At 40.7% G+C, this 13,320-nt stretch carries 13 protein-coding genes and 1 pseudogene; 4 read left to right on the top strand and 10 right to left on the bottom strand.

The window, feature by feature from the left end; translation table 11 throughout:
• Window positions 1-28 precede the first annotated feature (28 nt).
• The 9 genes and pseudogenes from gldL to ACOFKR_RS03085 form a co-directional block, all read right to left on the bottom strand.
• Complete coding sequence (gene gldL, locus ACOFKR_RS03125; protein ID WP_419802577.1) at window positions 29-847, bottom strand: gliding motility protein GldL; 819 nt, start codon at window positions 845-847, stop codon at window positions 29-31.
• A gap of 49 nt (window positions 848-896) precedes the next feature.
• Entirely contained in the window at window positions 897-2,213 is a 1,317-nt protein-coding gene (locus tag ACOFKR_RS03120; protein WP_419802576.1) for an SUMF1/EgtB/PvdO family nonheme iron enzyme, read from the bottom strand.
• A gap of 423 nt (window positions 2,214-2,636) precedes the next feature.
• Window positions 2,637-3,404: a uroporphyrinogen-III synthase gene (locus tag ACOFKR_RS03115; protein ID WP_419802575.1), complete on the bottom strand. Its 768-nt coding sequence runs from the start codon at window positions 3,402-3,404 to the stop codon at window positions 2,637-2,639.
• A 15-nt stretch (window positions 3,405-3,419) separates the two neighbouring features.
• Window positions 3,420-4,355, bottom strand: coding sequence for a DUF4271 domain-containing protein (locus tag ACOFKR_RS03110; RefSeq protein WP_419802574.1), 936 nt, complete (start codon window positions 4,353-4,355; stop codon window positions 3,420-3,422).
• A 60-nt stretch (window positions 4,356-4,415) separates the two neighbouring features.
• Window positions 4,416-5,918: a gluconokinase gene (locus ACOFKR_RS03105; protein WP_419802573.1), complete on the bottom strand. Its 1,503-nt coding sequence runs from the start codon at window positions 5,916-5,918 to the stop codon at window positions 4,416-4,418.
• A gap of 88 nt (window positions 5,919-6,006) precedes the next feature.
• Window positions 6,007-7,089 carry an ACR3 family arsenite efflux transporter gene (gene arsB / locus ACOFKR_RS03100; RefSeq protein ID WP_419802572.1) on the bottom strand — a complete coding sequence of 361 codons (1,083 nt, stop codon included), beginning with the start codon at window positions 7,087-7,089 and terminating at the stop codon, window positions 6,007-6,009.
• Between the two features lies 1 nt (window position 7,090).
• Entirely contained in the window at window positions 7,091-7,510 is a 420-nt protein-coding gene (locus tag ACOFKR_RS03095; RefSeq protein WP_419802571.1) for an arsenate reductase ArsC, read from the bottom strand.
• 24 nt (window positions 7,511-7,534) lie between these two features.
• A pseudogene (locus ACOFKR_RS03090) lies at window positions 7,535-8,032 on the bottom strand (DUF6428 family protein).
• 109 nt (window positions 8,033-8,141) lie between these two features.
• Window positions 8,142-8,471 carry an ArsR/SmtB family transcription factor gene (locus ACOFKR_RS03085; protein WP_419802570.1) on the bottom strand — a complete coding sequence of 110 codons (330 nt, stop codon included), beginning with the start codon at window positions 8,469-8,471 and terminating at the stop codon, window positions 8,142-8,144.
• Window positions 8,472-8,557: 86 nt separating this feature from the next.
• On the opposite strand from ACOFKR_RS03085, the gene hemW reads away from it, so the two are divergent.
• The 4 genes from hemW (at window position 8,558) to ACOFKR_RS03065 (ending at window position 12,495) form a co-directional block, all read left to right on the top strand.
• Window positions 8,558-9,682: a radical SAM family heme chaperone HemW gene (hemW, locus tag ACOFKR_RS03080; protein WP_419802569.1), complete on the top strand. Its 1,125-nt coding sequence runs from the start codon at window positions 8,558-8,560 to the stop codon at window positions 9,680-9,682.
• A 97-nt stretch (window positions 9,683-9,779) separates the two neighbouring features.
• Window positions 9,780-10,331: a fasciclin domain-containing protein gene (locus ACOFKR_RS03075; protein WP_419802568.1), complete on the top strand. Its 552-nt coding sequence runs from the start codon at window positions 9,780-9,782 to the stop codon at window positions 10,329-10,331.
• A gap of 145 nt (window positions 10,332-10,476) precedes the next feature.
• Window positions 10,477-11,358 (top strand): cupin-like domain-containing protein, encoded by an 882-nt coding sequence (locus tag ACOFKR_RS03070; protein WP_419802567.1) that lies wholly within the window; start codon window positions 10,477-10,479, stop codon window positions 11,356-11,358.
• Between the two features lie 255 nt (window positions 11,359-11,613).
• Complete coding sequence (locus tag ACOFKR_RS03065) at window positions 11,614-12,495, top strand: cupin-like domain-containing protein (RefSeq protein WP_419802566.1); 882 nt, start codon at window positions 11,614-11,616, stop codon at window positions 12,493-12,495.
• A gap of 145 nt (window positions 12,496-12,640) precedes the next feature.
• Here the strand turns inward: ACOFKR_RS03065 and ACOFKR_RS03060 are convergent, their stop codons facing one another.
• Window positions 12,641-13,303: an endonuclease III domain-containing protein gene (locus ACOFKR_RS03060; RefSeq protein ID WP_419802565.1), complete on the bottom strand. Its 663-nt coding sequence runs from the start codon at window positions 13,301-13,303 to the stop codon at window positions 12,641-12,643.
• Window positions 13,304-13,320 lie beyond the last annotated feature (17 nt).

The raw sequence follows: 13,320 nt of genomic DNA, 5'->3' as shown, positions 1-13,320 counted from the left end.
TTTTATGCTGATTTTAAATTAATCGGACTTAGTTTGCTTTGGGCTGATTCATGGCTGACAACATATTGCCATAAATGTTATTTAACGATGCCAGGTTTTTGGCCAAGCGGCCAACTTCATCTTTAAATGCTTTTGAATCATCCATAGATTCATTAAAGTTTTGCATTGTTAAAGAAACATTCTGGTAAAACTTGTTCATTGATTTCAGGTGTGCGCTTGAATCCTGCAATTCCAGTTCATATACTGCGTTTAGGGCAGATAAATTCTTGGCCAAATTATTTACCTGGTCGTGGTATGCTTTAGAATCAATGTTTGAATTCGCCATTTCAGATAAGTTGGCAGAAGCCTTTTCAAAAGAAGTGCTCAGTTTATCATAACTTGCAGAAGCAACTTTAACTTTATTTGTCAGTTCTAATGTAGCTTCACCGGCATCTCCAGCTTTAGCAATCGAACTTACCTTATCGCCAAAAGTCCTTAATCCATCACCCAAACTACTGATTAGTTCCGGGCCAATTTTAGCATCCGTCAGCATTTTATCTAACGCAGCGGTATTAGAAAAACTGTTTGCCACCGGTTGCGGTGCCCTGGAAGCAGCAACTTTTGGCCTTTCACCGCTATAATCATCTGCCAATTCCGGATAAGCGCGCGTCCAGTCCACATCGTTGTTTTCTTCAGGGAAAATACCTATCAAAAAGAACAAAACTGCTTCAGTCCCAAGTCCTAATGTAATAAATAAAGATGCATAAGGCCAGTGCTGTATTTTAAATAACAAGCCTATAATAACCACCGTTGCACCAATAGAAATGATGCTTCCCAAGCCATACTTTGATTTTTTCTTAACAGCCATAAAAATTTTTGTAGTTTGTTTTTTTTTAGAATTAATTATAATAGTTCAATTAGTAGTTAGAGCGTTTATCTTTAATATCTCTACCTAAAAAATGTGTTACGCAACGGAAACCAATATAAGATTTTGCCGTGTCCTGATATTCATAACCGCGTGTAGAGTTTTGTAGAAAATAGCCAATATCTTTCCAGGAACCGCCACGCACAACCTTGCGTTTCAGCACTTCCGGATCGCTGGCTTTGGCTTCATAAGTAAAAGTCGGACTCATATCATGCACAAATGTAGATGCAGATTCATCATATGCAGAAGCGGTCCACTCGGCAACATTTCCGGCCATGTTGTATAAGCCGTAATCATTCGGGAAATAAGAATGGACACTTACAGTGTAAGCACCGCCATCACTGGCATAATCACCACGGCCTGGTTTAAAGTTTGCCAGCAAACAACCTTTAGAGTTTTTGATATAAGGGCCGCCCCAGGGATAATCGTTTCCTATCCGGCCACCACGGGCAGCGTATTCAAACTCTGCTTCTGTAGGTAAACTGTATAATTGGCGGTGCGGCATTCCTCTTGAATCTTTGTAAGCATCATTGTAACGGGAACGCCAAATGGTATAAGCACGAACTTGGCGCCAGGTAACCCCAACAACCGGATATTGTGCATAAGACGGGTGTGAAAAATAACCTTCCACCATTGGTTCGTTAGCGGCATACGAAAAATCGTTCAGCCAGCATAAAGTATCCGGATATACCGGAACGGTATCACGGAAAATAATATCCGAGCGTTTTTTGGTTTTATCAAAACGATTGTTGGAAGCTTCGCGTAACGGAATAATGGCGTAATTGTACTTTAACAAGCGGACATCAATCTCATTCTTATCAAAAATACGGTCATCGCCCTGATAATACATGCCTTGCAACTTGGCTTGGTTGGCACTTGCGGCAGCCCCTGCTTTACCTTTCCCGCCTGCACTAAAAACAGGGTTTCTTTTTACATAATCCCAGTTAATATATTTTTTACCGCTTGGGTCTGGTTTTGCATTCTTGCCTCCCGGTTTAAAGTAGTATTTATCATCATTCAAATACTGCGTTATAGCGATAGAATCGCGTACGGTATTTACAAATTGCTTGTACTTTGCATTGGTGGTTTCCGTTTCGTCCATAAAAAACGGTGCAATCGTAACCTGTTTATTTTGAGCGGTTTGCGCAAAAGTAACGTCCTGATCTGTTTGCCCCATCAAAAAGCTTCCGCCAGGTATATAAACCATCCCGTACGGCTGCTCCTGCTTAAAAACTTTGCCCGAAACACCTCTCACCTCTCCCCTGTCGCTACTGCTTGTTTTGCAACTGCTTACAGCAACAACTGCCATGAATAATATGCCAAAGTATATGTTTTTCATATTCAAATCCAAAGTATAGTCCACTCTGTTAAATTAATGCAATAACTCTTATTTGCATAATATATTTTCCGCAGATGCGATTTTATTGATCGTAGGAAAAGATTTTATCGTTATAAAAATAGTTAAACTATTGATACCAATGCAAAACAATCGATTAAATATTTGCATTGATCGTTGAACGCCTGTTTTACAGCATATAAGTGATTTCTGTTGCAGATTTCTTTACGGCAAGCAGGAACCTAATGTTTCGGAAAAATGGAGATTGAAGCACTGAGCTTCAGCTTTTAAAGGTTTATTTACAACAATGCTTCTTTTACCTGCCTAAATTAGGGCTGTAAGTTTAAATGTTCCAAAAAAATGGTGATAAAAGAAGCATCCGCAAAAAATATCGGCTTATTTATTGACTTGTTTAATGTATTGTTCGATGGCCATCGTCATTGATGGTGCTTCCGGAACCGGTGCCGGAATATCCAAAATCAGGCCTTTTTCTAAAGCTGCTTTATGCGTAGTTGTACCGTAAGCTGCAATACGCGTGTTGTTTTGCTGAAAATCAGGAAAGTTTTTATAAAGTGACTGAATGCTGGAAGGACTGAAAAACGCAATGATATCATAAAAAACTTCTGCCAGGTCAGACAGGTCACTTACTACGGTACGGAACAAAACCGCGGGTGTAAAGTTGTAACCGTTTTCTGCCAAAAACTTTTGTGTTTCTTCTGCGGCAACATCAGAACACGGGTACAAAAACTTTTCGCCGGTGTGTTTTTTCAATACTTCGGCAAGGTCACTTGCGGTTTGTTTGCCAAAAAATATTTTTCGTTTCCGGTACTGAATATATTTTTGCAGATATAAAGCAATCGTTTCCGACAGGCAAAAATATTTCATCTCCGCAGGCACTTCAAAACGCATTTCATCGCAAATCCGGAAGAAGTGATCCGCGGCGTTACGGCTGGCAAAAATTACGGCAGAAAAATCGCCCAAAGCAACTTTTTCTTTTCGGAAATCCCTTGCCGACACACCTTCTACATGAATAAATGAGCGGAAATCAATCTTTAAGTTGTATTTTTTGGCCAGTTCTGTGTACGGGTTTTTATCGGATTCGGGTTTTGGTAGCGTTACTAAGATGCTTTTTACTTTTTTCAATCTTTCAGCGGAAACCTGCATAAGTAGCTGTCTTTCTTATAGTTTTAAAGTCTTTATTAATATTATAACTGGACAAAATTCAAGGGCACAAAGATAAATAAATAAATAAACTTTACTAAATCTATATACTGAAAGTATGTTTATACTGCTGCGGACGTACTGCCAAAACAAAACCACCAAAATTAGGAAACCGCTTATCAGCAAAAGCAAGGGTTTAAGACTATCGGAAATCAACCCAAAACAAACCACCAGCGGCAAACTTATAAACGTAACATTAAAATAAGTAAGATATAATATAGATATATATTCTTTTACCAGATTGCGGATATTAAATATTAACCCCAATAAACGAAGCACAATGATTTTGAGGATAAAAAAAATGATAACAGCAAGCGTAAAACCGAGATAAAGCTGCCAGCCATCATCTGTAAAACTGTGGTTATGATAGGATGTGATTTGATAAACCAGCAGCCCGATGGTTGCGCCAAACAACAAAAACAGTAAAACAAACGCCCAGGAATTAAGCAGGTTTTCCTCTTTAGAAAACTGGGCAAGCACACGCTGACTGTAAAAGGACTCTACAATATCAGCAATGGATTTGCCCATAAAACGCTTAAGAACAGCTAGGTACAACAGCAAAACCAGGATAACGGCCAGCATCCAAATGCTCCTGAAGTTTCGTATTTTGCCCTGTTGCACTTTGGTTTTTGCCGGTTGATAGTGCATATCCAAAAAAGCATAACCGGTGTACAGGTTTGCTTTGATTACGCTATCTGTAAACAGGTTTTTTCGGGCAGGATTTGGCGGTGTGATAAAAAAATGCGCCACCGAATCTGATTTAAACCGCATCCTGGCCAGCTCGGCAGAATCCGGAACGGCGTACAATGCCGTTAAGCTATCAGCTGCAGAAGTTTGCGCGCATACTGTTTTTACCGATAAAAAAACAAGAAAAAAAAGCAGGATCGAACGCATGTATTTTGGCAGCTGGCAGCAATGTTTCCGGCACAAATTTACCTCAATTATTGGTATAAATTATTCTGTCTGTGCATTTATTGCGGCCAGCTGGCTCATACTTTTTTCCAGGTTTTGGTAAAGCGGACCAAATAGTTGGTAATATTTGCTGTATAAAAAGTGCTTTTTCGGATCCGGAACAATTGTTTTTTCGGCAGCAGAAGCCTTCAAACCAAAACCTGCAAACTTGCCGGTTTGGATGGCCAGGTAAGCCGCACCAATGGCCGAAGCATCTTCTGCCTGCACAACCACTAATTTTTTCCCAAGGATGTCAGCCATCATTTGCAGCCAAACTTCGGAAGCCGTAAAACCGCCGCTTACCCTTATTTCATGTACGATTTCTGCGGTTATTAAAACGGCATTCAACACACTTCGGATGGCATAACAAACACCTTCCAGCGCAGCCCGCAAAAAATGCGCCTGCTGATGATTGCTTTTTATGCCGAAGAAAACGCCGCAACTATTGCTGTTCCATAAAGGTGTGCGCTCGCCGGTAAGATAAGGCAAAAAAAGCAGGCCGTTGCTGCCGGCCGGTACTGTTTTTATCGAGGTAAAAATTTGCTCATAATTTTCTGCGGATGCTGTTTTTACCGACATAAAATTCTCCAGCAGCCAGTTTAAAACCAAGCCGCCGTTGTTGATCGCGCCGCCGCAGATATACGTTTTTTCATCCAGTATGTAATTGAAAGTCATGGCTTTAAAGTTGTACAGCGACTTGCTGCTGGCTATGCGCACGGCACCGCTGGTGCCAACAGTTAAAGCTACTGTGCCTATTTTATTTGCGCCACTGCCGAGGTTGGCCAGGCAACCATCATTACCGCCAATTACCCAGCATGATGCTTCTTTTATGCCTGTTTTTTTGGTGGTTTTTGCATCAGCGTTATTGCGGAAATAAGTTGTGCTGACTGGTTTAGAAAGTTTGTTTTGATCAATCCCGGCCAGTTTTAAAGCTTTTTCGCTCCAGCAAAAATTTAAAATATCAAACAAACCGGTGGCAGATGCAATAGAATGATCAACCTGAAATTCGCCAAATAACCTAAACCAAAACAGTTCTTTTATAGAGATAAATTTTGCGGCTTGTTTAAACAACTCAGGTTGATTTTCCCGAAACCAGATAATTTTGCTCAAAGGCGACATCGAAAAAATTGGCGTGCCGGTTTCTTTGTAAAGTGCTTCCCCTTCCGGCGAGGCGCGCAAACGTTCGGCAATTTCGGCACTTCGCGTATCCGCCCAATTGATGATATTGGTCAATGGCTTTCCTTGCGCATCCACCAAAATCAAACTGTGCATGGCGCAACTCAAACTAATGGCTTCCGGCTGCCCGAACTGCGCTGCTGCTTCACCAATGGAAGCCGTGAAATTTTGCCAGATCGTTTCGATGTCCTGTTCTACAAAGCCGGGCTGCGGCTGCAACAATGGATAATGCTTTTGCACCGAACCAATTGCTTTTCCAACTGCATTTACGGCAACGGCTTTTACGCTTCCGGTCCCGATATCTACGCCTAAAATATATTTCGTTGCCACCAATGCTATTTTTATCGGGTAAAAATAACGGAATTGGAAACGAATAAATCATGTTTCGGGCTAAACATTAAAAAATACAATATTCTTTTCAGGCCGTTTTTAAATGTTTGGATGTATAATATTTTCTGCGGAAATAAAATGCCAGGTTTACCAGCCCGATCAAAGCCGGAACTTCTACCAGCGGCCCGATTACACCTGCAAAAGCTTCACCCGAATTGATGCCGAAAACACCGATGGCAACTGCAATGGCCAGTTCAAAATTATTGCCGGTTGCGGTAAATGCGATGGACGTACTTTTAGCGTAATCTGCGCCAAAAAATTTGCCCAAGAAAAAGCTCAGCACAAACATCATAGTAAAATAAACCATTAACGGTATTGCAATACGAATTACGTCCAGCGGGATTTGAACAATCAGATTACCTTTTAAGCTAAACATTACCACAATGGTAAAAAGCAGCGCAATTAAGGTAACCGGAGAAATAAAAGGGATGAATTTTGTTTGAAACCAGTTTTCGCCTTTTAATTTAAGCAATACAAAACGGCTGATGATGCCTGCTGCAAAAGGAATTCCCAGGTAGATACCAACGCTTTTGGCAATCTGCAGAATGGTAATATTTACAGCCAGCCCTTTAAAACCAAATAACGGCGGCAAAACCGTGATGAAAAAATAGGCATAAACGCTGTAAAGTAATACCTGGAAAATGCTGTTCAGCGCAATTAAACCAGCGGCGTATTCGCGGTTGCCTTCTGCCAGTTCGTTCCAAACCACTACCATGGCAATGCAGCGTGCCAGCCCGATCAAAATTAACCCAACCATATAAGCCGGATAATTGTGCAGAAAAATAATCGCCAGGCCAAACATCAAAACGGGGCCAACAATCCAATTTAAAAACAGCGATGCAGCTAAAACTTTGGTATCTTTAAAAACCTGTCCTATTTTTTCAAATTTTACTTTAGCCAGCGGGGGGTACATCATCAAAATGAGTCCGATGGCCAAAGGAATATTGGTGGTTCCGCTTGAAAAACTATTGATAAAAGAAGCAGATGAAGGAATCAAGTATCCGATAGCAATACCGGCAGCCATTGCTAAAAATATCCATAACGTAAGGTAACGGTCTAAAAAACCCAATTTTTTGCGTTCTGCCGCGGGGGTGCAGTTTGTGGCCGGCATATTATTGGCTGATATGTTCGTTTACAAAATTTGCTGCAAATACTTTAATTACATCGCGCACTTTCCTAAACTCGTTCATCACTTCTTCTGATGTGCCGCTTGCTTTTGCCGGATCAGGAAAGTTTTGATGGAAGCGTTCTACCTTGCCCGAAAAAAACGGACAAGCTTCGTTGGCATTGTCGCACACCGTAATTACAGCATCAAAACTAATGTTTAAATATTCATCAACATTGTTGGAAGTATGTTTCGAGATATCAATATCATCTTCGGCCATCACCTGAATGGCTTTCGGGTTTACGCCATGCGTTTCTATGCCGGCACTGTAAATAACGGCTTTATCACCTGCAAAATGCCGCAGATAACCTTCGGCCAGCTGGCTCCGGCAGCTGTTGCCGGTACATAACACTAAAATATTTTTCATCTTTTTTTGTGGATTGGATTATCCTTAACAGCAGTCGGAACCCGGTGTGCAAGCAGCAACGGTTGTCAAATTTTTTAATAAAACGTTCGGTTTTTCAACGGATATGGGCGTGCAGCATTCTTCGCCTTGATGGTTTGTACCGCAGTTGCCGCCGCGTTCAATCGCTTTGCATTGTACCTTATCAGCGCATAGATCAACAACCAGGTTTTCGCCGGAAACTGTTATACTTTTAGGCAGCATTTGGCGGGTATCAAACTGAGAATTACCAAACTCAATTTTTACGGTTCCGTTTGGATGAAGCGGTAATATTTTCTCCACCAACTGTATGATAGACAATGCTTTATCAACTTTCATTACTCTTTCCTGTGGCTCGTTTAAAGGTTCCCAAAGTTGTACAATAACTTCCGTTCAGGCATTTATTACGCCGCCACAATCTACCGAAGTTATAGCTGCCTGTTTAATTTCGGTAATATGATATGAAGCATCCACAAGTTTGTTTTCAGCATATTGGAATTGTAGCATCAATCCGAGATTCTCTTGTAACTGCTGTTTAAAGGTTGACCATTTTAAATTTTCCATATATTTATATTTTACATTATTGCAATATTACGATGCTATCTGGTAAAAAAACTTAGCAGCAAACGGGTTTCGGGCTGTGCGTAATAAACAAACCATTAAGTTGCTGTTGCAATTCTTCCCAAACTTTAGTGTTAATACAATAACAAACACTTACGCCATCAATTGTCCCCTGTATCAAACCTGCATTTTTTAACTCTTTTAAGTGCTGGGAAATGGTTGGTTGTGCCAACCCTAACTCACCGGCCAAATCGCCGCAAATACAAGCTTTAGTGCTGATAATATGTTCTAAAATAGCAATGCGTGCCGGATGTGCAATCGCTTTAAGCAATACGGCCAACCTGTTTTGTTTTTCTGTAAATATTTCTGTTTTAGTCAATCCCATTATATTGCAATATTACAATTAATTTTAGACCGGATAAAATATTTTATTTATATTTCTTTTGTTCATTAACAGTTATCAGATAAAAAATGGCCGGCATCTATATCCACATCCCGTTTTGCAGGCAAGCCTGCCATTATTGCGATTTCCATTTCAGCACTTCTTTTAAGTATAAAAAAGAGTTGCTGACCGCATTGAAACAAGAAATCATGCTGCAAAAACAGTATCTGCAAAACGAAGAAATCGAAACCATTTATTTGGGCGGCGGCACGCCATCGGTTTTATCTGCCGATGAAATCAATGCTTTGCTGGAAACCGTTTTCATAAATTTTACAGTTAAGGCTGATGCAGAGATTACTTTAGAAGCTAATCCGGATGATTTAAACTTGCAGAAAATCATCGCTCTGAAACAAACGCCCGTTAACCGTTTCAGCATTGGCGTGCAATCTTTTTTTGAGGAGGATTTGCTGTGGATGAACCGCGCGCACAATGCCGCCGAAGCTTTTACCTCGATAAAAACAGCACAGGACTACGGCTTTGAAAACATTACCATCGATCTGATTTATGGGTATCCGATGCTTATACACGAAAAATGGCAATACAACCTGGAGCAGTTTTTTGGGTTGAAAATCCCGCACCTTTCGGCTTATTCCATGACGGTGGAACCGCAAACGGCACTTGCTTCTTTTATCAGCAAAAAAAAACAACCGGCCATGAACGAGGAACAAAGTGCCGCACAGTTTGAATTTTTGATGGATCAGGCCGAAGAACATGGTTTCGGGCATTACGAAATTTCCAACTTCAGTTTGCCCGGCCGCCATTCGCGCCATAATTCCAACTATTGGGAAGGTGTTAAATATCTCGGCATTGGCCCTTCGGCACATTCTTTTAACGGCAAAACCAGGCAATGGAATGTGGCCAACAACCAGCAATACTTAAATTCTATCGGTAAAAACAGCATTCCTTTTACGGCAGAAGTTTTATCAGAAAAAGACCGGGTGAACGAATATATCATGACAGCTTTACGAACCAGCAAAGGCTTGGATTTGAATCAGTTGGAAAACCTGCAAGCCGGTTTTTCCGCAGTAATTATGAAAGAAGCTGCTGTTTTTATCAACCAAAAATGGATCAGCCAAAACCAGGAAAACCTGAGTTTGAGCCGGGAAGGAAAACTATATGCGGACCATATTGCGGCGCAGCTTTTCATCGGCTGATTACCAGTTAAAATCTGTGCCGTTCTCTTTTATTGGCCATTTCAAAAACCGCAGACATACATCTGCCGTAACTGCTGTCATACTTATAATCAGCCCAATGAAAAAATTATTTTTTGCAGCCCTTGCTTTAGTAGCTTTAGCATCTGCCCCGAATGTTTACGCACAAAAAGACCCAATGGTAGGTGGTGCAAAAATGTATGCCAACAAAGATATTGTTGATAATGCCCTGAACTCTAAAGATCATACCACTTTGGTTGCGGCTGTTAAAGCTGCCGGTTTGGTAGAAACTTTAAAAAGCAAAGGCCCTTTTACTGTTTTTGCACCAACAAACGAAGCGTTTAACAAACTGCCTGCCGGAACAGTTGAAACTTTGGTAAAACCAGAAAACAAAGCAACTTTAACCAAAATTTTAACTTACCACGTTGTTGCAGGTAAATTATCTTCTAAAGATATTGCTGCCAAAATTAAAGCTGGCGGTGGCAAAGCAACTTTTAAAACGGTAGAAGGCGGAACTTTGACAGCAATGATGAAAGGTAATAAATTGGTTTTGACCGACGAAAAAGGCGGTATGTCAACAGTTACAATTGCTGATGTTTTTCAAAGCAACGGTGTTATCCATGTGGTAGATACTGTTTTAATGCCCAAATAAGCTTTAAGCTTTTATTAAATTTTTTAAACCCGGCAGCCTTGAGCACCGGGTTTTCTTTTGTCAGCACATTTTCAAAAATCGGCATTCGGCTTTAAAAAAACAGGCAATTGTATAATTTTTGCGCTGTTGAATTAAAGTTAAGATTATGGGCTTTAAGCTTTCTCAAATAGACCGTGTTGATCAGATCACTAAAAAAGATTTTATATATAATTACCTCGTTCCGCGTAAACCATTGGTGATCACAAAAGCGACCGAAACCTGGCCGGCTTTGCAAAAATGGACTTTTGAGTATTTAAAAGAAGTGGTGGGCGATAAAATTGTGCCACTTTATGATAGTGCAAAAGCTGATCCGACAAAGCCGATCAATGCTTCGGCTGCGGAGATGAAGTTTGGCGATTACATCGATCTCATCCAAAACAAACCAACAGATTTACGCATATTTTTATTTGACCCGATAAAAGAAGCACCGAAATTGCTGGAAGATTACCGTTCGCCAACTGATTTGATGGGCGGTTTTCTGGACAAATATCCGAACATGTTTTTTGGCGGAAAAGGTTCGGTTACGTTTTTGCATTACGATATTGATTTGGCGCACATCTTTCATACGCATTTTAACGGCAAAAAGCATGTGATTTTGTTTGATTACAAATGGAAAGAACGCTTGTATGCACTTCCGTTTGCTACTTATGCTTTGGAAGATTACGATGTAGAACGCCCGGATTTTGAAAAATTTCCGGCTTTGGATGGCATTGAAGGACAGGAAACTATTTTACAACACGGCGAAACTTTATTTATGCCAACCGGCTACTGGCATTGGATGAAATATCTGGACGGATCGTTTTCGATTTCGCTGCGTGCCTGGGACAAATCCTGGGCGATCAAAGCCAAAAGCTTGTATAATTTAACTATTCAGCGGAAGTTTGACAATGTGATGAAAGCCAAATTCAAAACCAAATACATGGATTGGAAAGAGCAAACGGCCATTAAACGTGCTGAAAAAGCCTTGTCCGAACATCAGCCGCAATAATCCTTGTTTTGTAAAAATTTGCTTCCGGCAATAATCAAGAGCCTGTTTAAAATTTGTATCAGCAAAACTACAGTGCTTCTTTTACCCTATAAAATTTAGTGTCCGTATCAATTTTAAACAAAAAACCACCATTCTTTAGGTGATAAAAGAAGTATCTTGAAAAAATTTAAGCTGGCCCTGATACATACTTCTTTTATCAGGTTAATTTATTAGCTAAGTTTACACAAATTTAGCAGTACCTTAACCTGATAATAAATGAGTTTTATCCTGAAACCGGTTGATACGGTTGATACCATTGATCCGATAACTTTTCAAAAAGAATACCTTGCCAAACGCAAACCATTAGTAATAAAAGGGTTGACCAAAAACTGGCCTGCCCGCGAAAAATGGACGCCGGAATATATGAAAGCGGCCGTGGGCGATAAAATTGTCCCGCTTTACGATAATTCTAAAGCTGACCCTTCCAAACCCATCAACGCTGCTGCTGCGGAAATGAAGTTTGCAGATTATATCGATCTGATCAAAACACAACCTACCGAATTACGGATTTTCTTTTTCAATATATTTAAGCAGGCACCGCAGCTTTTAAATGATATTGTTTTGCCGAAAGATTTGATGGGCGGCTTTCTAGAAAGTATGCCGGCCATGTTTTTTGGCGGATCAAATTCAGTTACTTTTTTGCATTACGATATTGATTTGCCGCACATTTTCCATACCCATTTTGGCGGCCGCAAACACGTGATTTTGTTTGAGAACAAGTGGAAACGCCGTTTATACTGCATCCCGAACGCTACTTATGCTTTGGAGGATTATGATGTGGCCAACCCGGATTTTAATAAATTTCCGGCTTTAAAAGGTGTAGAAGGTCAGGAAGTTTTTCTGGAACACGGTGATACTTTGTTTATGCCAACCGGTTACTGGCACTGGATGAAATACCTGGACGGTTCTTACTCTTTGAGTTTGCGTGCCTGGGACGCATCCATCAGCCGGAAAGTGGCCAGTTTATGCAATTTGGCCATAAAAGGCGGTGTGGACAGCGTTTTGAAAATGGCTTTAAAAGCACCTTATGCCAAATTTCGGGAAGAATTAGCTGTAAAATGGGCCGAAAAAGCGCTGGCAGCAGGAAGTCCGGGATAGGTTTTTTATTATGTCATTTCAGCCTTAAAGAGAAAGGTTCATCAAAACAACATGCTTCTTTTATCGGTATAAATTTGTTGGTTTAATAAAAACAGCATAACAAACTGCATAACTTGTATCGTTGCAAAACATTAAACCAAACAGCTCATCGGTGTTTGGTTACCCCAACCTGCGCACAATAGTTTAAAACCGGACAAGTTGAACAATGCGGCAAACTGCCCGTACAAATATTTTTGCCAAACGGCATCAGCAACCGGTTTATATTAATCCAATTTTTCTGCGGGATATTTTTTTGCAGAAAAACCATGGTTTGTTCTGGTTGCGAAGTTTTGGCAATTCCCCAGCGGTTCACCACGCGGTGCACATGAATGTCCACACTAATGCCGGGCACATTTGCCGCAACGCCCAGAGCTAAGTTTGCACACTTCGGCCCCACTCCTTTTAGCGCGGTCAAACCTTCAAAATCGGCAGGTAATTGTCCGTTGTATTTTTCTGCTGCAGTTTTTGAAATCCCTAAAATGGTATCCGCTTTTTGCCCCGGGAAAGTGCTTCCATATAAAAGCTGAACCAAATTTTCATGCGATAAAAGAAGCATCGCTTCCGGCGTTCTGGCTTGCGCAAAAAGCTTTAACGAAACCGGAATGGTGGTTTCATCCAAAGTACGAATTGAAATGATACAAGAAATCAACTGCTCAAACAAAGTAGTAAAACCGCGTTCGTACAAATCAAACATGGCGGCTTTTGGGTACGCGGCAATGGCTTTTTCAATTCTTGCTAAAACGGTTTCCAGATCAAAAGGGATTTTCATCAGCAACAAAAAAGCAA

Source organism: Mucilaginibacter sp., assembly GCF_965201005.1.
GTDB lineage: Bacteria > Bacteroidota > Bacteroidia > Sphingobacteriales > Sphingobacteriaceae > Mucilaginibacter_A.
The sequence above is the reverse complement of the archived record's forward strand: the minus strand, read 5'-3'. Positions and strand labels throughout refer to the sequence as shown.